Below are 25,313 nucleotides of genomic sequence, written 5' to 3'. Positions count from 1 at the left end.
GTGAGTGGGATTGGAAACCGTAATATCTGTTAGTCCCGCTGAACTATGGCCAAAATGTGTCGGCAACTAGGCATCAGCAAGGAGCCGCGCAAGCGTATTTTGCCTCTGGATGATTTTCGGAAGGTCGACAAACGTCATCTGCCCATCTGATACAATCTGTCTGCCTTCGACAAATAAGGCATCCACTTTGGTCGGACCGGCCAAAAGCAGCGCGGCAGGGTCCCATGACCCGGCGTTTTCAATCGCCGTCGCATCCCAAATCGCCAGGTCCGCGCGCTTGCCAACGGCGATCTGCCCGCAATCGTTCCGCCCCAGCACCGCCGCCCCGCCCCGCGTCGCAATTTCAAGCGCTTCGCGGGCCGACATCGCGTCAGCACCGTTTTGAACCCGCTGCAAAAGCATGGCCTGCCGCGCTTCGCTGACAATATTACCGATGTCATTACTTGCCGATCCATCGACGCCTAAACCAACGGGCACTCCTGCGTCTCGCATTTGCCGGACGGGGGCAATTCCTGATCCAAGCCTGCAATTCGAACATGGGCAATGCGCCACACCTGTGCGGCTGCGTGCAAAAAGATCAATCTCTTGTGTGTCCAGCTTGACGCAATGTGCATGCCAGACATCATCACCGGTCCAACCAAGGTCCTCGGCATATTGGCCGGGTCGACAGCCGAATTTTTCCAGTGAATACGCGATATCTTCGTCGTTCTCGGCCAGATGGGTGTGCATCATCACACCTTTGTCGCGCGCCAGAATGGCCGCATCGCGCATCAGGTCGCGCGTTACTGAAAACGGACTACAGGGGGCCACGCCAACGCGCACCATGGCACCCGGGTTTGGATCATGAAACGCATCTATGACACGAATACTATCTTCAAGAATAGCGCGTTCTTCTTCGACCAAAGCATCCGGCGGCAAGCCACCGTCGCTTTCACCGATGCTCATCGCGCCACGCGTGGCGTGAAACCGCAAGCCGATATCCTGTGCGGCGGCGATTGTGTCATCCAGGCGGGCACCGCCCGGATAAAGATACAGATGGTCAGATGTCAGCGTGCAACCCGACAATGCCAGCTCTGCCAAGCCGACTTGTGCCGAGATGTACATCTCTTCCGGGCCAAAACGCGCCCAGATGGGATAAAGGCGCTGCAACCATCCAAAGAGCAGCGCATCTTGTGCCCCTGGCACTGCGCGGGTCAATGTTTGATAAAGGTGATGATGGGTGTTCACCAAACCGGGAGTGACAATTTTGCCTTGTGCAGAAAACACCTGTGCTGCATCTGATGATAGGTTTTCACCGATCTGCACGATAGCACCGTCGCGCAGTAGAATGTCCGCGCCGGATAATTCGCGCCGCGCGTCATCCATTGTGATGATGACGTCCGCCCCTTTGATCAGGGTCTCAGCCAAAGGGCATGTCCTTAATAATCGCCAACGCCTCAGCGTGAATTTCGGGGTTTGCCGCGGCAATTACCCGCCCCCCTTCATGCGCCGGACCACCTAACCAGTCGGTCACCATACCGCCCGCCGCTTGGATCACCGCAATAGGCGCCTGAATGTCATAGGCGTTCAACCCTGCCTCAATCACAAGATCAACCTGACCTGCGGCCAACAATGCATAGCCATAACAATCCATACCGTAACGGGTCAGCTGTGCGCGATTTGCGACGGCATGAAAGGCCGCACCTTCTTGTGCGGTGCCGACTTCGGGAAAGGTTGTCAGGACAGTGGCCTGCGCCAAAGGACGCGCGCTGCGGCATTGCAAAGCAAGGTGTCCGATCGGGCCATGCAATTCAGACACCCCAAAACCACCGGCAAATCGTTCCCCGATATAGGGTTGATCAATCAGGCCGAACAGCGGCCCCTGCGCATCAGCGACCGAGATGAGAACACCCCAGGTCGGCGTGCCGCTGATATAGCCACGCGTCCCATCAATTGGATCAAGGACCCATGTCAGGCCTGTTGTGCCACTTTGGTGACCGAATTCTTCACCCAAGATGGCATCATCGGGACGCGCATCAGCCAGCACCGCACGCATCGCCTTTTCAGCGCCACGATCTGCGGCCGTAACCGGGTCGAACCCGCCAGTGTCTTTGTTGTCAGCGACCAAAGCGGATGCCCGGAAATGCGCCAAAGTCACCGGCCGAGCGGCGTCCGCGAGTGCGTGCGCCACCCGGATAAGTTCCGTTTGGGTTGTTTGAGAGACCGTCATGGAGTTGAGTCCTTCATCTGCGCCGCGTTAGCAAAAGCGGTAACGCGGCGCATCATGACAGGTCAAGTCGTAGTGGGCTAAGCAGCCTCACTCAGAACACGCGCCAGGTCAAAAAGACGCCGACGCTGGTTTTCCGGGATCGCATAGTAAGAGCGCAGCAAATCGAGCGCTTCTTTATCTGTCAGGATATCCCCGGGCATATCCGAGTTATTTGCATCAAGGTCAGTCTGAGCGTCCAATCCTTCAAAGAAGAAAGAAACGTTTACGCCCAGCACCTTAGCGATATCCCAAAGGCGTGATGCACTGACCCGGTTCATGCCGGTTTCATATTTCTGGATTTGCTGGAACTTAATTCCAACTGCTTCAGCAAGCTGCTGTTGCGTCGTGCCGTTCATCCAGCGCCTATGACGGATACGCTTGCCGACATGTATGTCAACGGGATGTTTCATTGTCTTACCTCACTCTCAAAGAACCATCTTGGCGTTCTGCCGTGGTTCTTCTGCATGTATTTTCGGCGATGCTTTTCTTTGCGCCGCCAGTTACTGCAACTTGCAAAATAGCATTAACACAAAACACGCAACGGTTGCAGCCCAAGACCTTACCTTAAGGATAGGCAAATCACCGGTTTCACACCTAAAAGTGGTCAAAATTTCACCATTTTACAAATTACACCATGTTCCCGATAAGGGTGCGCAGGGAAAAAATCTGAAGGATTCGACGGCAATGCGCGCATTTCAAGTCACCTCTTTTGAGGAGAAACCCAAGCTGATCGACCTCCCTGATCCGACACCCGGACCAGGGGACGTACTGCTTGAGATCGCAGCCTGTGGCCTGAACTTTGCCGATCTGCTGATGGCGAATGGCACGTATCAAGATACGCCAAAGCCTCCGTTCACCTTGGGTATGGAGGTTTGCGGCAAAATCATTGTCCACGGCCCCGGTGTTGAGGGACCTGCCATTGGCACCCGCGTCGCTGTGTTTGGTGGCCAAGGCGGGCTTGCCGAAAAAGGCGTCTTTCCAGCGGCCCTGTGCAGACCTGTTCCCGACACGATGCCAGATCAGATCGCGGCAGGTTTTATGGTCGCCTACGGCACGTCACATCTGGCGCTTGTCAGGCGGGCGCAGCTGCAAGCAGGTGAAACGCTTTTGGTCTTGGGTGCTGCGGGTGGTGTTGGCCTGACGGCTGTTGAGATCGGCAAGGCCATGGGGGCTACTGTGATCGCTGTGGCGCGCGGTGCTGACAAGCTGGCAGTGGCCAAAGCAGCGGGTGCAGATCACCTGATTGATAGCGATACCGACGATATCAAGGCTGCCGTAAAAACCTTGGGTGGGGCGGATGTTGTTTATGATCCTGTCGGTGGTGATGCATTCAAAGCGGCATTGGGTGCGTGCAAACGCGAAGCGCGCGTCATCGTGATTGGTTTTGCCAGCGGTGATGTGCCGCAAATTCCCGCCAATATCCTTTTGGTCAAGAACATCACGGTGATTGGGTTCTATTGGGGCGGCTACCTTGCGTTCAATGCGCAAGCGCTCACCGATAGCCTGGCCGAATTGATGGCTTGGCACGCCGATGGCAGGCTGAAACCACATGTCAGCCATGCGCTGCCTCTTGATCAAGCCGCCGATGCGCTGGACCTGATGCGCACCCGCAAATCGACAGGTAAGGTTGTCGTTACGCCCTGACCAACTGTGGTTTCGGGCGCGGTGCTGCATAGCATTGTTGCACAATCTCGGCCATCGCCAGACTGGCGGGATCTTCGGATTTCAGCACGTAAAGATTGATGTTTTGTGGCTTAAGCGTTGGCAGCAAACCACCGTGATCAATAAGCTGGGTATGTGGTGGCAACGTGCCTTCTAGCGCCACATAAACCCCAAGATCAGCACTGACCGCGGCCTCGACCGCGTTGTCGAGCTCTGCATCGACCGCCATCGTCCAATCGATATCAGCATCGTTCAAGACCTGCAAAACGCTGCTTCGGAAGATACAGTTCCTGCAAAATGCAACTGGTAAAGGTCGCTTGCGCCACGCAACCCCATCCTGTGCGCCGATCCATAACAGCGGCAATTCGACCAGCACCTGACCACCCGGGCCACAGATTTCTTCGGTCGTCAGGATCAAATCAACTCCACCCCGCCCGAACATATCCAACAGTTTTCGCGTCGGTGCCGAAATCAGCCGTACCTGCATGCGCGGGAAATCAGCGGCAAAGCGTTTCAGCACCGCGGGGATCGCCGGATAAATGATGTCATGCGGCACACCTAACTTCAGCTCGCCTTCGAATTCATTGGCCGTCAGACGCGTCAAAGCTTCGTCATTGATCTTAAGCATGGATCGGGCATAGCCCAAAAGCTGCTCGCCCGCGGGCGTGAGCGCAATGGTTCGCGCTGACCGGTCCAGCAAAGACACGTCCAGCGATTCCTCCAAACGTTTAAGCTGCATGGATACGGCCGATTGTGTGAGGTTCAGCATACCGGCTGCCCGCGTGACACCGCCTGCGTCTGACACAGTTACGAAAGACCTCAAAGCAGTCAGATCAAGATTTCGCGCCATATCACAAATCCTTATGTTTGAATTCAAAAGTATTCATTTTCATTATGCGCATCCGTGCCCCATATATCAAGTATCGAAATATAAAAGAGACAAAGCATCACGATAGGAAATGATATGAACACCTTAGCAAACCATACATCCTGCTGTGCAAACAGCACTGCCCGGCCCCGTTCTTTTTGGGCGAAACTCGGTGCCATGTTCGCCGTAAACCGGCAGCGACGCCGCCTTCTTGATCTTGATGATCATATGCTGAACGATATCGGGGTTAGCCGCAGTGAGGCACTGAAAGAAAGCCGTCAAACACCGTGGAATGCCCCTGACCACTGGCGCATTTAATGCCTGTTTTCTGGCCACCTGCGACATTCCCGCCCAAAAAGATCAGAAATCCGCAAAACGGCCTTGTATAGCCTTGAAAAAAGACCGGCACCTGCCAATATCGTGCGCAAGGATGCCGTTTTGCGGCGCCGCTGTTTATTTTGGAGGTCAAAAATGGCTCAAGAACAACTTATCAGAACGGTCGGCGGGGTCCGCGCGGCTGAAATCGACGAGGGCCTGCGCGCCCATATGAATAAAGTCTACGGCACAATGTCCGTAGGCATGCTGATCACATTTGCTGTAGCATGGGCCGTTGGTACGTCCCCTGCATTGCTGGGTGTGTTCCGCGACCCGGTTACACTGTCACCAAATATCCTTGGCTGGATCGTGATGTTCGCACCGCTCGCCATGGTGTTTGGTTTTGGGGCGATGATCAATCGCTTCTCTGCCGCTGCAGCGCAGACGTTCTTTTACGCCTTTGCGGCTGTGATGGGTCTGTCGATGGCATGGATCTTTGTGGCCTTCACCGGCCTGTCCATCGCCAACGTCTTTTTGATCACATCAATCGCCTTCGCGGGTCTCAGCCTTTACGGCTATACCACGAAGAAAGACATCTCTGGTTGGGGCACATTCCTGATCATGGGCGTTATTGGTCTGATCGTGGCGATGGTCGTCAACATCTTCCTACAGTCGCCAGCAATCATGTTTGCGATTTCCATTCTGGGTGTGCTGATCTTTGCGGGTCTGACAGCCTATGATACGCAGAAGATCAAGAATGACTACATCGCACACGCCGCACACGGCGATCAGGAATGGTTGGCGAAATCTGCGATTATGGGTGCATTGAACCTGTATCTGGACTTTATCAACATGTTCATGTTCCTGCTGCAACTCTTTGGCAGCCGCGAATAAGTCTTGAACACATCGTAAGTTTAAGGGCTGATGGCAACATCAGCCCTTTTTATTTGCGCGCAGGTCAAGTCATGGTTTTCCTTCCCATCACGTCAATTTCGGCCTTTCTGGGCGGCGTCATCATTCTTTTGCTGACCATAAAGGTTATTCAGCTGCGCCGAAAAGGTGGTGTCGTGCTGGGGGACAATGATGATCGCGCGCTGACAAAAGCGATACGGGGTCATGCAAATGCGGTCGAACAGCTGCCGGTCGCGTTGATTTTGATGGGGCTGGCAGAGCTGCAGAATGGAAATACCATTCTGCTGGGTCTGGGCGCAGGTGCCCTGATTATCGGACGCACACTGCATGGGATATACTTTGCCCACCACGGCACAGACTGGCGCCTGCGAATGATCGGGATGAGCCTGACACTCACCGCGCAAATCGTTCTACTCATCGCTTTGCTTTTCGCGCTGATATTCTGATGCCCATTATCCGCAAAGCAGATGTTCCGATTGAAAAGCCTGAAACACCCGATGCGCTTGGGTCTTATACGGCAGCCTTATACAGCGATGCTGGCGGCCTTACGCAATTCGGGGCGTTCACCGAAACATTGCCACCCGGATCGCGGTCATCGCTTAAGCACTGGCATGTTGAAGAAGATGAATTCATCTATGTCATCGCTGGCACCGTTCTGGTGCACGAAGGGGATACCGTCACGCAGATCAGTGCAGGTGATGCAGCCTGTTTTCCCGCCAATGATCCGGCTGGGCATTGTCTTGAAAATGCCAGTGATGCGGATGTGACCTATTTGGTTGTGGGGACACGCAGCCCGCGTGATGTCGTGACCTACCCCGATCATGATCGCAGACTGACGTTTGATCGCGAAGCCGGGACGCGCGTTTATCATACGTTGAACGGAACACCGGCTGATCCGCCGCTGGGTTGAGGTCTGGCCATGAAAAAAGCCGCCCTCAAAGAGTGCGGCTTTATCAATCTGCAGTCAGGCGATCACTTACTTGATCTTGCCTTCCTTGTATTCGACGTGCTTGCGCACGACGGGGTCGTACTTTTTAATGACCATCTTTTCGGTCATTGTACGTGCGTTTTTCTTCGTGACGTAGAAATGCCCGGTCCCCGCGGTGGAGTTCAGGCGGATCTTGATGGTGGTAGGCTTCGCCATATCTCGTATCCTCTGATTGCGGGCCGTGGTCGGCACATCGCGTAAATCTCGTTGAAGCTGCCTTTTACCCGCGCCAAGGCCCGAGTCAACCGCAAAGCAACGTCGATGCGGGATATAACGCAAGTGAGACACATCAAGCATCCGTTTGCCTGATGACATTTTAGGTTGGCGTAATCGGAGGGTGGTACAAGCGCCCGATCTCAACCCTTGGTGACAAAGACTGCACCATGTTCGTCGGCCGACTATTACCAGTCTGCGGCGTCCCATGCCCGATATTGGTCTGTAGCCGCCTTCATGTCAGCCCAGAGCCAAACCATGCGATCACAAAACCATAGCTTGGCAAGCGTCGCAGCATGCCAAGCCGTGAATGCCAGCCAAAAATCGTGCATCAAGAAAGCTGCAACGACGATCAACATGAAAAAACCTGCAAGACCAGACGTAACGGACGCGGCAAACCTATGATGCATGGGAATGGGAACCGCAGCGCGATTCATGAAAGCACGTTCTCCCAACACCCCTTGGGTGGCCCAGGTATCGGTATGTTTTGGTGCAGCAAACATGCGCGGATTAATCCGGACCCAGAGGACCGCTGCCAAAATCGCTAGAACGCCCCAATAGCCGATCCAGAATGGGCTCCAAAGAGCAACAAATACGAGGCTGCCGCCGATTACCCTGCTGTATACACTCCAAGGGTTGGCATGCTTAGCCCATGCCGCATCGCTCATGGCCATCAGTTTTTCAGAGGCTTTAAAGATATCAAATTTTGCCATGTAAGAGAGTAAGACCTCAAGACCATGGAATGTCTAGGATACGATCGACGCCAGTCGATACCATCCAAAATTATCAGTTTGGTATGCGCGGATGGCCTATAAGCCGGATTCTGTCCTTTGTGGTTGCCCACAAATGGATGACCATTCATCTGGGGCGCCTGTTGCCAGACGCCCTCTAGCTGCCAACCCGGACCATCTGGGGTTCAAGCATCCCCGTCTTGCGACGCGAGGTCCCTATTTGGCATTGCTCCCGGTGGGGCTTGCCGTGCCGCTTGCGTTGCCGCTTGCGCGGTGGGCTCTTACCCCACCGTTTCACCTTTTCCTGATCGAAATCAGGTAGTCTGTTCTCTGTGGCGCTTTCCCTGGGGTTACCCCCGCCGGGCGTTACCCGGCACCGTGCTTTTTGGAGTCCGGACTTTCCTCGACATTGCTGCCGCAGTCATCCAGCCATCCGCGTAGATGGGGGTTAGGCCCATGCGGCATTCACGTCAACGGGGAAACGACGTGCAAGGTCAGTGATCATGGCCAAGTCTGTTGCGTCCAGCGGGCCATCCCAGCCGAGACGAAAGCGCAGGCGAAAGCTCTTGAGCAGGAGTTCAGGGTCCGTCGTCGTCGAATAACCGAAAGCTGCCATCAACGCCGCAAACCGCACGTCATCGGCTTCTTGTGTGCCCTTTTCCGAAGAATGCAAACAAGCGTTTGATGAGGGCCAGACTGACAATCCTTCAAATGCCAACCTGCGCCAATCAAAACGCACGCCAGGGTCAATCTTGCGCCCCGGTGCCATGTCAGAATGTCCGATCACGCGCTCAGGGCGGATATCCCAGCGGGTTTTGATCCCTTTCAGCAAATCAGTCAGCGCATCAATCTGCGCCGCCGCAAAAGGTGTGGACCCTGTGTTCGCCAACTCAATCCCGATAGAACGACTGTTCACATCCGTAACCCCGCCCCATGCGCCCGCCCCGGCGTGCCACGCGCGTAACGCCTCTGGCACAAGCGAGATAACCTCGCCGTCTTCCGCGATCAGGTAATGCGCCGAAACTTGGGTATCAGGGTTGCACAGCGTGTCCGCTGCGGCAGACGCAGACGCCATCGCCGTGTAGTGAAGGACAACAATATCCGGTGTCACCCCGTCGCGTCGCGGCCCACAGTTGGGCGATTGTCGCGTGGTCAGCCTCAGTTGCGCACGGCCTGAATAAACGGCGCCGGATCCCATCCGCAGGCAAAGCCGTCGCCATCTGGATCAATCCCGCGCCGATCCCGCTCTGGCCCGCCGCGCGCAAGGAAGTCGCGCTGCGCATCGTCAGGCGTTGCATAGGTCGCGCAGTTGCGGCGAAACCGGCCATCCGTCGACAACAACGACCGGCTATACCATTCCTGCCCTTTGACGTTTGGCGCATTCAGCGCGTATTCAACAATGTTTGGCCCGGTATTCGAGGGGCGCTGCGGCACCTCTGTGGGTGCAATTTGTGTTCTCGCTGCGGCTTGTGCCGCACGGCGTTGCGCATCGCTTTCAATGGTCTCACGCCCCGAAACTGCGTCGAAATTCTGCTCATCCGACAGACTTGTGCCGGAATTGGCCAATGCTGGCGCCGGATTGCTGGGCGAGGCTTGAAGACCTTGGGTCCGCAATGGATCCGATCCCAGGTTTGGCGCGGATGCTGCCGGCGCTTGTGTCCCAATTCCGGCTTGGGCCAGTGCACTAGACGGAATGCCCTGCGTCTGATTGAGCGGTTGTCCTGACGGGATCGTGTTGATCTGCGGCGGTGGCACAATAGTCCCGCGTGGTGCGGACAGCTGCGCCTCGCGTCGTGCGCGTTCCAGTTCGAAATTGGAAAACTCATCAAAACCCACACCGCGTTCCGTGGGCACAACACGCGGCGTACAGGCCGCAAGCCCGATCAACGTCACTGCAATAAGAATACGTGGTTTCATAAAGTGATACCTGTCAGCCTGCGTTTTGTTTCGCAAAAGATTACCACCACTTCGCCGGTTTGGCCACAAAACCTGCGGATTGTTCAAGACTGTATGCCACATTCAGCAACTCGCCCTCTTCCCAAGGTCGCCCGATGAGCTGTAAGCCAAGCGGCAAACCCTGCTTGTCCTGCCCGGTCGGCACCGCTATGCCCGGCAATCCGGCAAGGTTCACCGTTACCGTGAACACGTCATTGAGATACATCTGGATCGGGTCCGCATCCGCCATTTCGCCCAGCCCAAAGGCCGCAGAGGGCGTTGCGGGCGTCAAGATTGCATCGACCCCATCGGCAAAGACGGTGTCGAAGTCCTGCTTGATCAGCGCACGCACACGGCGGGCCCGGTTGTAATAGGCGTCGTAGAATCCGGCGGACAGCACATAGGTGCCCACCATCACACGACGCTGCACTTCCGGCCCAAACCCTTCGGCGCGGGTCTTTTCATACATTTCGGTAATGCCATCACCCTGTGCCAGCTTGGCCCGGTGCCCAAAGCGCACGCCGTCATAGCGGGCAAGGTTCGACGATGCCTCGGCTGGGGCAATGACGTAGTAAGCAGGCAAAGCGTATTTCGTGTGCGGCAGGGTGATATCGACGATTTTGGCACCGGCATCCTTGAGCATCGCAGTGCCATCGGCCCAAAGCTGTTCGATCTCCGCAGGCATGCCGTCCATGCGGTATTCCTTGGGAATGCCGATCGTCTTGCCGCGAATATCGCCTGTCAGTGCGGCTTCAAAATCAGGCACAGGCAGATCGGCGCTGGTGCTGTCCAGCGGGTCATGCCCGGACATCGCACTCAGCATGATGGCAGCATCACGCACGTCTTTGGTCATCGGGCCCGCCTGATCAAGCGACGATGCAAAGGCCACGATACCCCAACGTGAAACACGCCCATAAGTCGGCTTCATGCCGGTGATACCGACGAATGCGGCAGGCTGGCGGATGGAACCACCTGTATCCGTCCCGGTTGCGGCAAGGCACAGATCAGCCGCCACGGCACTTGCAGACCCACCAGAGGAACCACCTGGTGTCAGTTCCACGCTGTCACCGTCACGCTTCCACGGGTTGACCGCATTGCCGTAAACGGACGTCTCATTCGACGATCCCATCGCGAATTCATCCATGTTAAGCTTGCCCAACATGACAGCGCCTGCGTCAAATAACTGACTTGTAATAGTGCTTTCATATTCCGGCTTGAAGCCTTCAAGAATGCGGCTGGCAGCCTGCGATGGCACACCCTTGGTACAAAACAGATCTTTGATGCCAAGCGGGATGCCACACATGTCAGGCGCATCACCGGCCTTGATGCGCGTATCAGCGGCAGCGGCCTGCGCCTGCGCGATGTCAGGTGTATGGTGCACGAAAGCGCCCAGCGCGTCTGCACCTGCGATGGCCGCCAAGCAGGCGGATGTAATCTCAGCACTTGAGGTTTCGCCTTTGCGCATCGCGTCGCGGGCCTGGGCGATGGTCAGTTTGGTCAGATCGGACATTATTCCACCACCTTCGGCACAGCAAAGAATCCTTCGCGGGCATCGGGCGCGTTCTTCAACACAGCCTCTTGTTGGCCACCATCCGTCACCACATCATCGCGACGCTTCAGACGCTGCGGCGTCACGGATGTCATCGGCGCGACGCCTTCCACATCAACTTCATTGAGCTGCTCAATGAACCCGAGGATCGCGCTGAACTCGGACGCCAGTGCAGGCAATGCGTCATCTTCCACCTTGATGCGGGCCAGCTTGGCCACGCGGCGGGCGGTTTCGGTGTCAATCGACATGAACAAACTCTCCGATGAATCTTTGACCAGCGTTTAGCGCTCTGCGGGGCCGGTCGCAAGCATATGACGCGTGTAAACATGGATCATCCAGCCCAGCATGATGCCGTTGAGGATGTGCCAGAGGAAATGCGTTCCAAAGGGAATGGTATCGCACAGACTTTCATCGACGGACCGGACGCTGATCGACAGGCTCAGAATGGCTGCGCCAATAAGAAAACCCGACGCGATACCTGGCCTGTCGCGCAACCCCACCGCATAGATGCAAAGCAAGAGCGGCACAGTCCAATAGAAGTTCGAAATATGAAAGAACGGTAGCTGGTTCGTCACCCAGACGACCAGCCACGCATATGGAAAGAACAGGGTCGTCGCCAAAAGCGCCTTCCAGCCGGCCATCGGTACAATGTCCCGGTTGACCGCAAAGAGGTATACCAGAATGAAGATGCCAATCGGGATCATATCAATAGTGACCGCCCAGATCGTGGCATGGGTATGAAAGAGATAGCTGCCAATCCCAATCGCGACCAGAATGACCAACAAGACACGCGCCAGTGGCACACCACTGCCCCGACGCCACAGGATGAGGGCAGCGATGATGAAGGCAAGGTTGGTCACTGCATTCAGCGGCTCGGACCAATAGCTGAAATCCGTCCGCTCGCAATAGCCGTCTATCTGTTCAAACCAGTCCATCCGCGTTTCTACCGTCGTCCTGCAAAAAAGTCCTTTAAAAGAGCCTCTGACGCCTTTGCGCCAATCCCATCATAAACCTCTGGCACATGATGGCATTGTGCATGGCTGAACACGCGCGGCCCCTGGGCCACCCCGCCTGATTTGGGGTCCGCCGCCCCGTAATAGAGCCGCGCAATCCGCGCATTGCTGATGGCAGCAGCACACATTGGACAAGGCTCTAGTGTGACATAGAGGTCGCATCTTATCAGGCGTTCCTGCCCCAACGCCGCACAAGCGGCCCGGATCGCCAGCACTTCGGCATGCGCGGTCGGGTCGCTGCGTTCCCGCGTCTGATTGCCCGCTTGGGCCACAACACCATCCGGTCCGACGATCACGGCACCCACTGGTACTTCGCCGCGCGCGCCAGCTACGCGGGCCTCATCCAAGGCAACATTCATGTAGGTCCGAAAATCCATATCCTTTGCATGCACTGCTGCGGCTATCGCTGGCAAGGGGCGATCAAAGCCGTTATGGGGCGGGGATGAGTAATGAAACCCCACCACCCGGCGACCGCATCGCCAAAGTTTTATCCCGCGCAGGCATCGCCAGCCGCCGCGAGGCTGAACGCATGATCGAAGATGGCCGCGTCAGCGTAAATGGCAAGACCATCACCAGCCCAGCCCTGAACGTGACTGCTGACGACCGCATCGTCGTGGATGGCAAGCAAGTGGGTGAGCCTGAGCCGCCACGCATCTGGCTGTATCACAAACCTGCGGGATTGGTGACAACTGAGCGTGACGAGAAAGATCGCCCGACTGTTTTCGCATCATTACCAGAGACCATGCCGCGTGTGATGTCGGTCGGCAGGCTCGATCTGAACTCCGAAGGACTGTTACTTCTGACCAACGACGGTGAGGTCAAGCGCAAGCTGGAGCTGCCATCCACCGGTTGGCTGCGCCGCTACCGCGTGCGCATCAACGGGTCGGTCAGTGAAGCCAAACTGGATGAATTGCGCGAAGGGATCACTGTCGAAGGTATCCAGTATCAGCCCATGGTCGTCACCTTTGATCGCCAGCAAGGTGCGAACGCTTGGCTGACCGTTAGTCTGCGCGAAGGCAAAAACCGCGAAATTCGGCGTGCGATGGGTGAAATCGGCGTCACTGTGAACAGGCTGATCCGTGTCAGCTATGGTCCCTTCCAACTGGCCGCCTTGAAACAGGGCGAAGTAGAGGAGCTGAAACAGCGCGTCGTGCGTGATCAGCTAGGAATTTCGGGTAAACCAACGCCAAAACGGGTTCGAAAACCTGTGAATCGCCCCACAAGGGGGAAAAAGCGATCCAGTTGAACCTTGTTCTGCTTCATGCGTTGTGCATGGTGGTGTGAATAAAAATTCTCCCGGGGGACTATGCTTTGGCTGACCTGCTAACGCTCGAAAACGCTGTAAACCTGATCATGCTGTGCTTTTTGCAAGCTGTTTTGGGCTTCGACAACCTTCTATATATCTCAATTGAGAGTAAACGCGCGCCCGTTGCACAACAAAAGGCGGTGCGCACATGGGGCATCATCATCGCGGTTGCACTGCGGGTTGTGCTGCTTTTTACCATGATCCAGCTGATTGATATGCTGTCAGAGCCGTTCTTTATCATGGATTGGGAAGGTGTGATCGAAGGTGGCGTTAACTTTGCCACAATTGTCTTTGTGTTTGGTGGCGCGTTCATCATGTATACGGCCGTCAAGGAAATCGGGCATATGCTGTCGATGGATGACCTTGGCCATGATGTTGAGGGCAAAGGCGCCAAATCAGCAACGCAGGTCGTGGTGCTGATTGTTGTCATGAACCTGATCTTTTCGTTCGATTCGGTTTTGTCCGCGCTTGCCATCACTGATGTCTTCCCGATCCTTGCCTTTGCGATCATCCTGTCCGGTCTGGCGATGCTATTGCTGGCGGACGGCGTGACCCGGTTCTTGGAAAAGAACCGCATGTACGAGGTGCTTGGTCTTTTCATCCTGCTGATCGTTGGTGTGGTTTTGTTGGGCGAAGCTGGCCCTGCTGCGGCCCATGCCATGCATGATGATAGCCTGCAAATCATGGTCTTTGGCCACGACATTATCCCGATGTCAAAGTCGACGTTCTACTTCTCTGTGGTGGTGCTGGTTGCGGTAGAAATCATTCAATCCGGATATACCCGCAAACTGAATGCCGAACGGGCAGCCTTGCAGAAACACTCGTAAATCAGTCACTTCCACCCTATCTGGAAGTTTGAAGAAACTGGCGGAGTAACGCGAAAATGGTGCGATTGATCCTTGTTGTAGCCTTTGTAGCCGTGGTTGCGATTGCAATCATTGCGATGCTGGGAACAATGCTGGCCGTCGCCCGACCAAGTGTGGGAAAGGATGTTGACGATATGCCTGCAAAATTCCGACGGATCACCTATGTCCTGCTGGTCGTGCTGCTCTTTGGGGTCACAACGGGCTGGCTGGGGGGCGTGTAGATGGCCAAGCGCTTTGGCGGCAAATACAGCCCTGATGGGCAGGCTACGACCGGACCGCGCGATACGGTGCAAAGCGACCAGCGGGTTGCCGTGTCCAGTGGCCGGGTCAAACTGCTTTATGTGCCAGCCATTATTCTGGCCGCTACATCACTGAACGAAGGGGCGGTCACGCTGGTGACAGCACTTGTCGGTGCCGGTATCCTTACCCTTGCTGCCTGGCTGTTACAGGAAGGGTTGGAAGCAGAAGCTGCCTACAACGCCCGCAAAGTCGCCCGCCGCCCTGCCTTGCCGCGCAAAATGCTGGCCACGGTATTGACCGGCGTTGGCGTCGCAATTGCCGCATTTACTGGTGATAGCGGCACCATTGGATCGGTTCTTTATGGGATTGCGGCTGCTGGATTGCATACCGCCACTTTCGGCATTGATCCGATGGCTGATAAGCGCATGGAAGGCGTTGATACCTTTCAGCAAGACCGCGTTGCCCGTGTGGTGGACGAAGCCGAAGCGCATCTTGATGTGATGAAGTCCCAGATCGAAGCGGTATCCGACCGCCGTTTGACAGAGCGGGTCGAAGATTTTCAGATCATCGCCCGCCGGATGATCCGCACGGTTGAAGAGGACCCCCGGGATTTAAGCGGCGCACGGAAGTTTTTGGGTGTTTATTTGATGGGTGCACGCGACGCGACCACCAAATTCGTCGATCTTTACACCCGGAAAAAAGATGCCGATGTACGTGCCGACTATGAGGCGCTGCTTGATGATCTGGAACAGAACTTTGCCGCCCGTACCGACAAAATGCTGCTGGATGACCGCAGCGACATGGATATTGAAATCAACGTGCTCCGCGACCGCCTGAAACGCGAAGGTGTGAGCCTAAAAACGAAAGGGAACGATTAATGTCAGAAACCGTCCGCGAAAAGGCCCAAGCTGCACTTGCCGAAGTTGAAAAAGTGACCGCAGTTGTACTGCCAGAGCCGAAAGGCGAACTTATCACACTTGAGGCCGCTGACCCGCCCACAAGTGCCGAGATTGAAAAGCGCGTCGCCGAGATCAATATCGAAGACACCAATTCTATTGTGTCTTTCGGATCATCCGCCCAAGCGGAATTGCAAGAAATCAGCCAATCCATGCTGGCTGGTGTTCGCAACAAGGATGTCGGTCCAGCGGGCGACAGCTTGCGCAATATCGTGACAACGATCCGCGGATTTTCCATCTCGGAACTGGACGTGCGCCGTGAACGCAGCTGGTGGGAAAAACTGCTGGGACGCGCGGCCCCGATGGCAAAGTTTGCCGCCAAATTCGAAGAAGTCCAAGGCCAGATTGATCACATCACCGATGATCTTCTCAAGCACGAACACGTGCTGCTGAAAGATATCGAGAGCCTTGATGTGCTTTATGACAAGACCTTGCAGTTCTACGATGAACTGGGGCTTTATATCGCCGCTGGTGAAGCCAAGATCGCCGATCTTGACGCGAATACGATCCCCGCAAAGGAAGCCGAAGTACAGGCCGCCGCCGAAGATCAGGCCGTAATGAAAGCGCAGGAATTGCGCGATATCCGGTCTGCCCGGGATGATCTGGAACGCCGTGTGCATGACCTGAAACTGACCCGTCAGGTAACAATGCAATCCCTGCCATCGATCCGTCTGGTGCAGGAAAACGACAAATCGCTGGTCACCAAGATTAATTCAACCTTGGTTAACACCGTTCCCCTTTGGGAAACCCAACTGGCACAAGCCGTCACCATCCAACGCTCGACCGAAGCCGCGGCAGCCGTTCGCGATGCCAACGATCTGACGAACGAGTTGCTGAAAGCCAACGCCGAAAACCTGCGGCAGGCCAATCGCACCATCCGCGAGGAAATGGAACGCGGTGTGTTCGACATCAATGCGGTGAAAGAGGCGAACGCCAACCTGATCGCCACAATCAACGAAAGCCTAGAGATTGCCGATGAAGGCAAGCGCAAGCGTGCCGAGGCCGAGGTTGAATTGCAGAGGATGGAGCAGGAGCTAAAGGACACCCTTGCCTCTGCCAAGGCGCGTGGTACCGGCACTGGTGATACAATCGGCACGGCTGCCGGCGCTGAGTAAATGATAACGATTGGGGGCAACACAAAACGTATCCTGATGCTCGTCCTTGCGACGGGTCTGATGGGATGTGATGTGTTGATGCCCCCGGTCGCGCCGCCTGCCCCGCCACCGGTTGAAGTGCCAGAACCACCTGCTGACCGAATAGTCACGCCGCCAAGTCAGGCCAGCCGCGACCTTGCAACCTATTATACGCGGTTGCAAAACGATCTATTGACCCAAGGTTTGTTGCGTGGCGATGGTGGTGGCCCCGACACGCCATTCACTGACACGCAATTGGCCCGCAACTTTGTGCGCATCGCACTGTTTAACGAATACCGCGATGACAGTGATTTCCAGCGCCCGCAGGCCACGGTATCCAAACTGCGCCGCTGGACCGGCCCGATCCGCATGTCCGTAGAATTCGGTGATACGGTCCCCCTTGCCCAGCGCGACGCAGATCTGGCCAGCGTCAGCGCCTACGCCGCCCGACTTAGCAGAGCGACCGGCGTGCCGATCCGTATAACCGACCAAAACCCCAACTTTCAGGTGTTGTTCTTGGGTGAGGATGACCGCCGTGCCTATGGACCGCGTTTGCGCGCACTAATCCCCAGCATTTCAGACGCCACGGTGCGCACTTTTGTGAACCTGCCCCGCGACCAACTCTGTGTCGTGATCGGGACGTTTGCGCCGGGGCAATCCAACTACGTCAAAGCCGTCGCGATGATCCGCGCCGAACACCCCAATCTGATGCGTAGTGCGTGCATTCACGAAGAACTGGCCCAAGGCATGGGCCTTGCCAACGACAGCCCCAGCGCGCGTCCTTCGATCTTTAATGATGACGAAGAATTTGCGCTGCTGACCACACATGACGAACTTCTGCTCAGGATGCTTTATGATCCACGCCTGCAAACCGGGATGGAACCTTCTGTTGCCGCGCCAATCGCGCGGCTGATCGCACGAGAGTATCTTGCGGCGGGGTCGACCTAGTGCACAGTTTCACATCGCCTGCGCCCAAAAGGCCAGCCTACGGAGCGGTATCATAATCTTGGCAAAGGCAATGGGTGTTGTGTGCCGCGGTTCTGGCACTCTATAAATCAAACTGATCCTGCCCGCAGTGTCGATGGCCCATCCCGGGTGGAACTGATCAATTTAGGTGAAGCCCAATGCCGCAATATCCTTTTGAATACTGCATTCATTGCAAACGCAATTCGGCGGCACGCTGGTCTTTTCTTGTTGATAATCTGGGTGATGATCTGCTGATCATCCTCGTTGCTTTTGCACTGGTACTGGAAGCACCCGTTTGGGGTGTCGTCGGTATTTCTTTGCTGCATATCTCTTTTTGGATGATCTATGAGGTCGGCTATTACGAGAACGATCTGATCTCTGCCACAGTAGAAACCGAAAGCAGGACGCCTCCGGGATTTGCCGCGTTTCGTGACACGTTTTCTGAACCGGTCTCGTGGGTGTATGCTGCCGTTTTTGGCGCTGCAGGTATCTGGGCGATCAGCCAATCGGTTGATTGGCACTTTATGGGGATGCAGACCACAGGTGTCGCGATGGCGGCCGTCATTTGGGTGGTCGTGCTGATCACGCTTCGGCTGACATATTGGGCCTATAGCCGTATTGATAAGGTGTCGCGTGTGTTTTTGTATCTTCCGCTGCAAGTGCTTAAATACGGGTTTCCCATCGGGTTTGTCACGCTAACCCCGGCAGGTGCCGCGTTGCTTCTTGCGCAAATCCTGCGGCGTTGGGTGCCCTATATCGTTTATCGCTACACAGGCGTCCTGCACAGTGGGTTGCCTATTCGCGCCTTGCGTCTTGTTATCTTTGTGACGGGGTGGGTATTGCTACTGCCATCAAACTTTGCGGATCCCGCGCATTACATTCTAGGTTTCGTTGCCACAGTGTTATTGTCACTGCGCGCATTCACGCAGTTCAGTACCGTCATCAACAGTGCCAAAAGCGTCCGGTCGGATACTTGGGCATCGAAGAATAGTTGAACAGACACCCTTTCAGGGTTGATCCGAGACGTGTACAAACATGGGCAAATACGTCAATCTTGCGAACCACGCCACCTAACAGCACATCTGCCATAAAACCTTGAGAGAAGTAGTAAACATGGGCATTTTCGATTTTCTGACCGGTGAATTCATCGATGTCATCCATTGGACCGACAAAACCCGCGACACGATGGTCTGGCGGTTTGAGCGTGAGGGGCACGAGATCAAATATGGCGCCAAGCTGACCGTGCGCGAAGGTCAGGCGGCTGTGTTTGTGCATGAAGGCCAGTTGGCCGATGTTTTCACCCCCGGCCTGTACATGCTGGAAACCAACAACATGCCGATCATGACGACCCTGCAACACTGGGACCATGGTTTCCAAAGCCCGTTCAAGTCCGAAATTTACTATGTGAACACCACGCGGTTCTCGAACCTTAAATGGGGCACGAAAAATCCCATTATGGTCCGTGATCCCGAATTTGGGCCAACAAGGCTGCGCGCCTTTGGCACTTATACGGTCAAGGTCGCAGACCCGGCGATGTTCCTGCGCGAAATCGTTGGCACCGATGGCGAATTCACCATGGATGAAATCAGCTATCAGATCCGAAACATCATCGTGCAGGAATTCAGCCGCGTGATCGCGCAGTCCGGCATTCCGGTGCTGGATATGGCCGCGAACACGGCTGATCTGGGCAAGCTGATTGCGTCGGCTATCGACCCCACAATGAAGCAATATGGCTTGAGCATTCCAGAACTTTATATCGAAAACATCAGCTTGCCGCCCGCGGTAGAGGATGCCTTGGATAAGCGCACCTCTATGGGCTTGGCAGGCGACTTGGGCAAGTTCACACAATATTCCGCAGCAGAGGCAATGACCTCGGCCGCCAATAACCCGGCGGGCGGCGGCATGGCCGCAGGCCTTGGTGCGGGTATGGGCATGGCGATGGCTGGTCAAATGGCACAAGGCGGGCCTTGGGGTGCTGCCCCCGCAGCAGCCGCACCTCCGCCGCCCCCGGTTGAGCATGTCTGGCATATCGCAGCTGGCGGCGAAGTCACCGGCCCGTTTTCAAAGGCTGCAATGGGCCGGATGGTCACTGAAAATAAGCTGAACCGCGACAGCATGGTCTGGACGCAAGGTCAGGACGGCTGGATAGCAGCAGGTGAGGTTACCGAACTTGCCCAGCTCTTTACCATTATGCCGCCACCACCCCCGGGCGTATGACACAACGCAGGCTGACAATTCTGCTACACTGGTCGACGCTGATGTTAGTGCTGGTCATGGTCAAAGGCGGCACGTCAGAGGCATGGGTCCGCTGGGCCTTTGTGCTGGGTGGCGCGGTCTGGATCGCGATGGCCATTGTCAAAGGCATGATGTGCAAACCGGGACCAAAGCTGACAGGCACGTTACGCGCGGTGTATCCTTGGATGCATCGCGGTATGTATGCGGTTCTGGCTGTGACCGTGGCACTGAATGCTGCAGCCCTGATAGGCTGGATGCCGCATGATACCGGGTGGGTGGCGCTCTTGGTGCTTTTGGCGGCAGGGGCCATGCATGGGCTCTTTCACTTTTGGCGGCACAATGTCCTTTTTGACGGCGCACTGCGGGTGATGATGCCGCGTTTTATGCATAAGATACTTTAAATGGCAGACGGACAACGTACCGATAACGAACACCGCTTTCCGTGCGATACCTGCGGGTCAGACCTGCGGTTTGATCCCGGCGATCATCAGCTAACCTGCGATCACTGCGGGAATGTGCAGCCGATCGAAAGTGCAGGCCCATGGGCGGGCAGCATCGTTGAACTGGATTTTCAGCGCGCGGTACAAGATAGGCTGGCTGAAGCGGACATCGAAGAAACCCGCGTCAACGCTTGTCCCAACTGTGGCGCGCAGACAGAATTTGACCCCGATATCCACGCCGCCGAATGCCCGTTTTGTGCCACCCCGGTGGTCACCGGCACGGGCACGCACCGCCACATCAAACCGCGCGGGTTACTGCCTTTTGAGTTGGAAGAAGGCCAAGCCCGCAAGGCGCTGATCGACTGGCTGGGCAGTTTGTGGTTCGCGCCCAATGGGCTGACCGACTATGCCCGTAAGGGACGGAAAATGAACGGCATCTATGTGCCCTACTGGACCTTCGATGCGGATACCAAAAGCCAATATACAGGCCAGCGCGGCACACATTATTATGTGACCAAAACCGTCGTGCGCGATGGCAAGCGACGCAATGTGCGTGTGCGCAAAACCCGTTGGCGCGCGGCATCTGGCCGGGTGGCGCGCTTTTTTGACGATGTGCTTGTGCTGGCCTCGCGGTCGCTGCCAAAGAAATACACCGATGGGCTAGAGCCTTGGGATTTATCTGCGCTGGAACCTTACAACCCTGAATACCTTGCCGGGTTTCGCGCCGAGGGGTATCAGGTGGAACTGGCTGACGGGTTCACCGAAGCCCGCGCCTATATGGACCGGATGATCCATCGCGATGTGAAATATGATATCGGTGGCGACGCCCAGCGCGTGCACTCCGTCAAGACTGCCGTAAAGGACGTGACCTTTAAACATGTGCTGCTGCCTGTCTGGCTGGCCGCTTATAAATACCGTGGGCAAACCTATCGTTTTGTCGTGAATGGGCGCACAGGCCGGGTACAAGGTGAACGGCCCTATTCGGCTTGGAAGATCGCTTTTGCGGTGGTCATTGGACTAATTCTTGCACTTGGCGTTGGATTTGTTATCGCTAACAGCCAATAAAAACCGAAAGGTACTCTGATGATCCTGTGCTGTGGTGAAGCCCTGATTGATATGCTGCCGCGTGAAACAACCGCTGGCGAAAATGCATTTGCACCGCATGCCGGCGGGTCCGTGTTTAATACTGCCGTTGCTTTGGGGCGACTAGGTGCGCCGGTGCAATTTTTCTCGGGCCTGTCGTCTGATCTTTTTGGTGACATGCTGCGGGCCCAACTGGCAGCCTCCGATGTGGACAGTGGTCCCGCCGCAATTTCGGATCGTCCGACAACATTGGCATTTGTGACCCTGACCGATGGGCATGCATCTTACGCGTTTTACGACGAAAACACCGCAGGGCGCATGCTGTCAGAGGGCGATTTACCGGATACTGACGCGGACGCATTATTCTTTGGCGGTATCAGCCTTGTCGTGGAACCCTGTGGTGCAGCCTATGAGGCGATGATGGTCCGTGAAGCATCGACGCGGCTTACGATGATTGACCCCAATATCCGTCCCTCATTCATCACCGATGAAGCCGCGTACCGCACGCGCCTGACCCGCATGATGGGTGTGGCCGATATCATCAAAACATCAGACGAAGATTTGGAATGGATCGTTGGGGATGCCGACGCAAACGCGCTGCTGACCAGCACTGGCGCACAGGTGATCCTGCTGACCCGTGGCGGCGATGGGGTCAGTATCGTGACCGCAAACGGTACGTATGATGTTGCGGCTGAGAAGGCCGACGTTGTGGATACTGTCGGCGCTGGCGACACCTTTAGCGCCGGTTTCATGGCGCAATTGCACAAGAGCGGTCACCTGACAAAAGGCGGCATTAAACACGCAACCGAAACCGACCTACGCGCAGCCGCGGCATTTGGTGCCAAGGTCGCAGCGATCACCGTTAGCCGGGCTGGGGCGAACCCGCCTTGGGCGTCTGAGCTGTGAGAGCACTTATTCAGCGAGTCACCGACGCGGCGGTGCGGGTGGATGGTGATGTGATTGGGGAAATCGGCAAAGGCCTTTTGATCCTTGTTTGCGCGATGGAGGGCGATGACGCCGCGACATCCAAAACGCTGGCCACGAAAATCAGCAAATTGCGGATTTTTGCTGATGATGGCGGCAAAATGAACAAGTCTTTGGTCGATGTGGGCGGCGCGGCCTTGATTGTCAGCCAGTTCACGTTGGCGGCAGATACATCACGCGGCAATCGCCCCGGGTTTTCCACGGCTGCAAAACCGGATGTCGGACGTACGCTTTACGCGCAGTTCGTCAATGATGTTTCGGATTTGGGTATTCAAACAGCCACTGGATCGTTCGGCGCTGACATGGCTGTCAGCCTGACAAACGACGGGCCAGTGACGATTTGGATCGACGTCCTAGACTAGCACTGTTTGCCGACAACCAGCACCCAATACGGGCCTTTATCGGTCTGGCTGATCCCGATACCAAACTCTTCGATACGCGGATGCAGCATGTTGCGGCGGTGACCGGGGGAATTCATCCAACCGTTCACAATCTGTTCAGACCGGGGGTAACCCCAGGCAAGATTTTCGGCGACAATACAGTCGTTATATCCCGCGCTTTGCACGCGCGTTTGCGGACGTGACCCATCTGTTCCACGGTGATCAAAGAAATCGTTCACACCCATATCACAGGCATGAACCATGGCAGCCTGCCCCAGCCTACGATTAAACCGCAGCGGCGCTTCACCGTTTGCACGACGGCTTTGGTTCAGTCCTGCTGCAATCTCGGTTGCGAGCTGATTGACGTTCGCGGGTGCCACACATGTGGCCGCAGCCGCAGTTGTCCCAACAAAAGAAAGGGCTGTTACAGCCACAAAGCTTGCGAAGCGATTCATTTGATTTGTCCCGTCGTTGAGTGCGTTCTACCTATGGTTCGCAAATGATCAGGGCAACGCTATGGCGGCGCCGGGGCAGCGCGGCGGCAATTACATGCCGAGCAATTAGATTGGGCGATAAAACGCAACAATAGCAAAAACTGTTGCCCAAACGGACCCAATCATGCAGGCCGTTATCAATGTGATAGTCCAGCAGACCCTATCATGTTCGCGCCGCCAAAGCGTAAGGTGGATCATGATCCACCTTACATCAAAAATCCGTCGGTGCTCCGCCCTCGGCTTTGCGCTTTGCGACAAAGGCGGTCAATTCTTCCTTCACGGCCACGTCCATGGGCGGCTCCTCAAACTGTGCGATGATGTCCTTAAAGGTCCGGTGCGCCCGTTCCGCCGTCCAGATACCGCCCGCAACTTCCCACGCTTCAAAGTTCCGCCAATCTGACACGAACGGCTGGTGGAACGCGTTCTCGTAGCGGTCTTGCGTGTGTTCGATCCCAAAGAAGTGGCCATTTGGACCCACCTCTTTAATTGCATCAATCGCAATGTCATCCGGCGATGTCGCCACGATCTGCGGTTCCATATAGCGTTGAATCAACTGGATCACTTCGCAATCCATGACAAATTTTTCCGGGCTGGCGATCAGCCCGCCTTCAAGCCAACCTGCTGCATGATAAACGATGTTGGTCCCTGATTGCACCGCTGACCAAAGCGAATTCGATGTCTCCCACATCGCCTGCCCGTCAGGCACGTTGGCCGCACATACGCCAGATCCCCGCATCGGCAGTCCGTAAAACCGGGCCATTTGTCCAGTGATCTGGGTCGCGCGCATGTACTCTGGCGTGCCAAAGGCCGGTGCGCCGGATTTCATATCAACGTTGCTGGTAAAAGTGCCGATAACGCATGGTGCGCCGGGGCGGACATATTGAAACAAGGCAATTGCGCTGATCGCCTCTGCGATCGACAGCGTGACGGCCCCTGTCATGGTCACAGGAGCCATCGCCCCAGCCAACGTAAAGGGTGTCACGATCACCGCCTGTCCCCGCCGCACGCAACGCAGGCAACCGTCGATCATTGGCACATCATGCTTCAAAGGCGAGGTCGAGTTGATGTTGGTGTACATATGCGGTTTAGCGACAAACTCTTCCTCGCTTAGCCTACCTGCGATCTTGACCATTTCCATCACATCTTCGACCCGCTCTTTGCCAAGCGAATAAGCGTGGGCCACTTTATCTGTCAGGATCATCTTGTCATAGACCACGTCCAGATGTCTGACTGAGGCGTGCACATCAACCGGTTCCACCGGATATCCGCCCGCGAAGTGAATGCAATTGAAGTATTGGGTCAGGCGCAAAAGGTTCGCACATTGCGCGCGGCTGCCAGAGACCTTTTTGCCAATCTCAAGATCAAAATAATTCGGCGGGGATGAAACGTTTCCAAACAGGATATGCTTACCGCCGATGGTGATTTTCTTGTTGGGGTTGCGCGGTGTGATATCAAACTGCGCTGGCGCATGACCCAGCATCTCCATCACCCAATCGCGATCCATGCGCACATTGGTGCCGTTGACCATGCACCCGGCCTCTTTAAAAAGCGCCAGTGCGTCTTCATTAAGAAACTCGATCCCCACCTCTTCAAGAATACGCATCGCCCCGTCGTGGATCGCCTGCACGCCCTCTTCGCCCAAAGGCTCTGTCGGACGGTCTGTGTTGACGGGCACCCGCCAAGCCATCTGTTCAATCGTTGCTGTGCCGCGGCGGGTTGCGGCCCCGGCCCGTCCGCCGCCGCGCCGCCTGGATTTGCTTGTTTGTACCACGGGTCTGGTCCCTCGTTATCTGAGG

The 25,313-nt window shown here is 55.9% G+C and carries 31 protein-coding genes and 1 other RNA gene; 17 read left to right on the top strand and 15 right to left on the bottom strand.

What is annotated here, in order from left to right:
* Positions 1-66: 66 nt before the first annotated feature.
* From RCCS2_RS09570 to RCCS2_RS09560, 3 genes are all read right to left on the bottom strand, one after another.
* A complete protein-coding gene (locus RCCS2_RS09570; RefSeq protein ID WP_008233697.1) occupies positions 67-1,407 on the bottom strand; it encodes an 8-oxoguanine deaminase in 1,341 nt (446 codons plus the stop codon).
* The gene (locus tag RCCS2_RS09565; RefSeq protein ID WP_008233696.1) at positions 1,400-2,209 is read right to left on the bottom strand and encodes an inositol monophosphatase family protein; all 810 of its coding nucleotides are present in this window, start codon (positions 2,207-2,209) and stop codon (positions 1,400-1,402) included. Before RCCS2_RS09565 ends, RCCS2_RS09570 begins: the two co-directional genes overlap by 8 nt.
* Positions 2,210-2,286: 77 nt before the next feature.
* Positions 2,287-2,658 carry a helix-turn-helix domain-containing protein gene (locus RCCS2_RS09560; RefSeq protein ID WP_008233693.1) on the bottom strand — a complete coding sequence of 124 codons (372 nt, stop codon included), beginning with the start codon at positions 2,656-2,658 and terminating at the stop codon, positions 2,287-2,289.
* Between the two features lie 274 nt (positions 2,659-2,932).
* On the opposite strand from RCCS2_RS09560, the gene RCCS2_RS09555 reads away from it, so the two are divergent.
* Positions 2,933-3,892, top strand: a complete 960-nt coding sequence (locus RCCS2_RS09555; RefSeq protein WP_037294004.1) for an NADPH:quinone oxidoreductase family protein — start codon at positions 2,933-2,935, stop codon at positions 3,890-3,892.
* Here the strand turns inward: RCCS2_RS09555 and RCCS2_RS09550 are convergent.
* On the bottom strand, positions 3,882-4,760 hold the full coding sequence (locus tag RCCS2_RS09550) for a LysR family transcriptional regulator (protein ID WP_008233691.1): 879 nt from the start codon (positions 4,758-4,760) through the stop codon (positions 3,882-3,884). The two genes, RCCS2_RS09555 and RCCS2_RS09550, sit on opposite strands and share 11 nt — an antisense overlap.
* 114 nt (positions 4,761-4,874) lie before the next feature.
* On the opposite strand from RCCS2_RS09550, the gene RCCS2_RS09545 reads away from it, so the two are divergent.
* The 4 genes from RCCS2_RS09545 (at position 4,875) to RCCS2_RS09530 (ending at position 6,915) form a co-directional block, all read left to right on the top strand.
* A complete protein-coding gene (locus RCCS2_RS09545) occupies positions 4,875-5,096 on the top strand; it encodes a DUF1127 domain-containing protein (protein ID WP_037293833.1) in 222 nt (73 codons plus the stop codon).
* A 153-nt stretch (positions 5,097-5,249) separates the two neighbouring features.
* Entirely contained in the window at positions 5,250-5,987 is a 738-nt protein-coding gene (locus RCCS2_RS09540; protein ID WP_008233687.1) for a Bax inhibitor-1/YccA family protein, read from the top strand.
* A gap of 71 nt (positions 5,988-6,058) precedes the next feature.
* Entirely contained in the window at positions 6,059-6,451 is a 393-nt protein-coding gene (locus RCCS2_RS09535; protein ID WP_008233684.1) for an MAPEG family protein, read from the top strand.
* On the top strand, positions 6,451-6,915 hold the full coding sequence (locus RCCS2_RS09530) for a cupin domain-containing protein (protein WP_008233682.1): 465 nt from the start codon (positions 6,451-6,453) through the stop codon (positions 6,913-6,915). The genes RCCS2_RS09535 and RCCS2_RS09530 overlap by 1 nt, the downstream gene beginning before the upstream one ends.
* Positions 6,916-6,981: 66 nt before the next feature.
* Here the strand turns inward: RCCS2_RS09530 and rpmG are convergent, their stop codons facing one another.
* The 9 genes from rpmG to RCCS2_RS09490 form a co-directional block, all read right to left on the bottom strand.
* On the bottom strand, positions 6,982-7,149 hold the full coding sequence (gene rpmG / locus RCCS2_RS09525) for a 50S ribosomal protein L33 (RefSeq protein ID WP_008233681.1): 168 nt from the start codon (positions 7,147-7,149) through the stop codon (positions 6,982-6,984).
* A gap of 245 nt (positions 7,150-7,394) precedes the next feature.
* Complete coding sequence (locus RCCS2_RS09520) at positions 7,395-7,880, bottom strand: DUF6653 family protein (protein WP_232204255.1); 486 nt, start codon at positions 7,878-7,880, stop codon at positions 7,395-7,397.
* A 122-nt stretch (positions 7,881-8,002) separates the two neighbouring features.
* Positions 8,003-8,374: RNase P RNA component class A (gene rnpB / locus RCCS2_RS17940), an RNA gene on the bottom strand.
* A gap of 11 nt (positions 8,375-8,385) precedes the next feature.
* A complete protein-coding gene (locus RCCS2_RS09515; RefSeq protein ID WP_008233677.1) occupies positions 8,386-9,135 on the bottom strand; it encodes an N-acetylmuramoyl-L-alanine amidase in 750 nt (249 codons plus the stop codon).
* Positions 9,096-9,854, bottom strand: a complete 759-nt coding sequence (locus tag RCCS2_RS09510) for a hypothetical protein (RefSeq protein WP_008233672.1) — start codon at positions 9,852-9,854, stop codon at positions 9,096-9,098. The genes RCCS2_RS09515 and RCCS2_RS09510 overlap by 40 nt, the downstream gene beginning before the upstream one ends.
* Before the next feature lie 40 nt (positions 9,855-9,894).
* Positions 9,895-11,382 (bottom strand): Asp-tRNA(Asn)/Glu-tRNA(Gln) amidotransferase subunit GatA, encoded by a 1,488-nt coding sequence (gene gatA / locus RCCS2_RS09505; protein WP_008233670.1) that lies wholly within the window; start codon positions 11,380-11,382, stop codon positions 9,895-9,897.
* Entirely contained in the window at positions 11,382-11,669 is a 288-nt protein-coding gene (gatC, locus tag RCCS2_RS09500) for an Asp-tRNA(Asn)/Glu-tRNA(Gln) amidotransferase subunit GatC (protein WP_008233668.1), read from the bottom strand. Before gatC ends, gatA begins: the two co-directional genes overlap by 1 nt.
* 33 nt (positions 11,670-11,702) lie before the next feature.
* On the bottom strand, positions 11,703-12,356 hold the full coding sequence (locus tag RCCS2_RS09495; RefSeq protein ID WP_008233666.1) for a ceramidase domain-containing protein: 654 nt from the start codon (positions 12,354-12,356) through the stop codon (positions 11,703-11,705).
* Positions 12,357-12,364: 8 nt separating this feature from the next.
* Positions 12,365-12,811, bottom strand: coding sequence for a nucleoside deaminase (locus tag RCCS2_RS09490; RefSeq protein WP_008233663.1), 447 nt, complete (start codon positions 12,809-12,811; stop codon positions 12,365-12,367).
* 65 nt (positions 12,812-12,876) lie between these two features.
* Between RCCS2_RS09490 and RCCS2_RS09485 the strand changes: the two genes are divergently transcribed.
* The 12 genes from RCCS2_RS09485 (at position 12,877) to dtd (ending at position 23,005) form a co-directional block, all read left to right on the top strand.
* A complete protein-coding gene (locus tag RCCS2_RS09485) occupies positions 12,877-13,680 on the top strand; it encodes a pseudouridine synthase (protein ID WP_008233662.1) in 804 nt (267 codons plus the stop codon).
* Positions 13,681-13,745: 65 nt separating this feature from the next.
* Positions 13,746-14,567, top strand: coding sequence for a TerC family protein (locus RCCS2_RS09480; RefSeq protein ID WP_008233661.1), 822 nt, complete (start codon positions 13,746-13,748; stop codon positions 14,565-14,567).
* Between the two features lie 56 nt (positions 14,568-14,623).
* On the top strand, positions 14,624-14,827 hold the full coding sequence (locus RCCS2_RS09475) for a hypothetical protein (protein WP_008233660.1): 204 nt from the start codon (positions 14,624-14,626) through the stop codon (positions 14,825-14,827).
* Positions 14,828-15,724: a 5-bromo-4-chloroindolyl phosphate hydrolysis family protein gene (locus RCCS2_RS09470; RefSeq protein ID WP_008233659.1), complete on the top strand. Its 897-nt coding sequence runs from the start codon at positions 14,828-14,830 to the stop codon at positions 15,722-15,724.
* On the top strand, positions 15,724-16,917 hold the full coding sequence (locus tag RCCS2_RS09465) for a toxic anion resistance protein (protein ID WP_008233658.1): 1,194 nt from the start codon (positions 15,724-15,726) through the stop codon (positions 16,915-16,917). Before RCCS2_RS09470 ends, RCCS2_RS09465 begins: the two co-directional genes overlap by 1 nt.
* Positions 16,918-17,883, top strand: coding sequence for a DUF2927 domain-containing protein (locus RCCS2_RS09460; protein ID WP_008233657.1), 966 nt, complete (start codon positions 16,918-16,920; stop codon positions 17,881-17,883).
* A 176-nt stretch (positions 17,884-18,059) separates the two neighbouring features.
* The gene (locus RCCS2_RS09455) at positions 18,060-18,896 is read left to right on the top strand and encodes a hypothetical protein (protein WP_008233656.1); all 837 of its coding nucleotides are present in this window, start codon (positions 18,060-18,062) and stop codon (positions 18,894-18,896) included.
* Positions 18,897-19,014: 118 nt separating this feature from the next.
* On the top strand, positions 19,015-20,118 hold the full coding sequence (locus RCCS2_RS09450) for an SPFH domain-containing protein (RefSeq protein WP_008233655.1): 1,104 nt from the start codon (positions 19,015-19,017) through the stop codon (positions 20,116-20,118).
* Complete coding sequence (locus tag RCCS2_RS09445) at positions 20,115-20,537, top strand: hypothetical protein (protein ID WP_008233654.1); 423 nt, start codon at positions 20,115-20,117, stop codon at positions 20,535-20,537. Before RCCS2_RS09450 ends, RCCS2_RS09445 begins: the two co-directional genes overlap by 4 nt.
* Positions 20,538-21,641 (top strand): TFIIB-type zinc finger domain-containing protein, encoded by a 1,104-nt coding sequence (locus RCCS2_RS09440; protein ID WP_008233652.1) that lies wholly within the window; start codon positions 20,538-20,540, stop codon positions 21,639-21,641.
* An 18-nt stretch (positions 21,642-21,659) separates the two neighbouring features.
* Positions 21,660-22,565: a carbohydrate kinase family protein gene (locus tag RCCS2_RS09435; protein WP_008233650.1), complete on the top strand. Its 906-nt coding sequence runs from the start codon at positions 21,660-21,662 to the stop codon at positions 22,563-22,565.
* Positions 22,562-23,005 carry a D-aminoacyl-tRNA deacylase gene (dtd, locus tag RCCS2_RS09430; protein ID WP_037293830.1) on the top strand — a complete coding sequence of 148 codons (444 nt, stop codon included), beginning with the start codon at positions 22,562-22,564 and terminating at the stop codon, positions 23,003-23,005. Before RCCS2_RS09435 ends, dtd begins: the two co-directional genes overlap by 4 nt.
* Here the strand turns inward: dtd and RCCS2_RS09425 are convergent.
* Both RCCS2_RS09425 and RCCS2_RS09420 read right to left on the bottom strand, forming a co-directional pair.
* A complete protein-coding gene (locus RCCS2_RS09425; protein ID WP_008233647.1) occupies positions 23,002-23,478 on the bottom strand; it encodes a CAP domain-containing protein in 477 nt (158 codons plus the stop codon). The two genes, dtd and RCCS2_RS09425, sit on opposite strands and share 4 nt — an antisense overlap.
* Positions 23,479-23,728: 250 nt before the next feature.
* On the bottom strand, positions 23,729-25,288 hold the full coding sequence (locus RCCS2_RS09420; RefSeq protein ID WP_008233645.1) for a trimethylamine methyltransferase family protein: 1,560 nt from the start codon (positions 25,286-25,288) through the stop codon (positions 23,729-23,731).
* Between the last annotated feature and the right edge of the window lie 25 nt (positions 25,289-25,313).

Source organism: Roseobacter sp. CCS2, from assembly GCF_000169435.1.
Classification (GTDB): domain Bacteria; phylum Pseudomonadota; class Alphaproteobacteria; order Rhodobacterales; family Rhodobacteraceae; genus Yoonia.
This window is presented reverse-complemented; position numbering and strand designations above follow the sequence as displayed.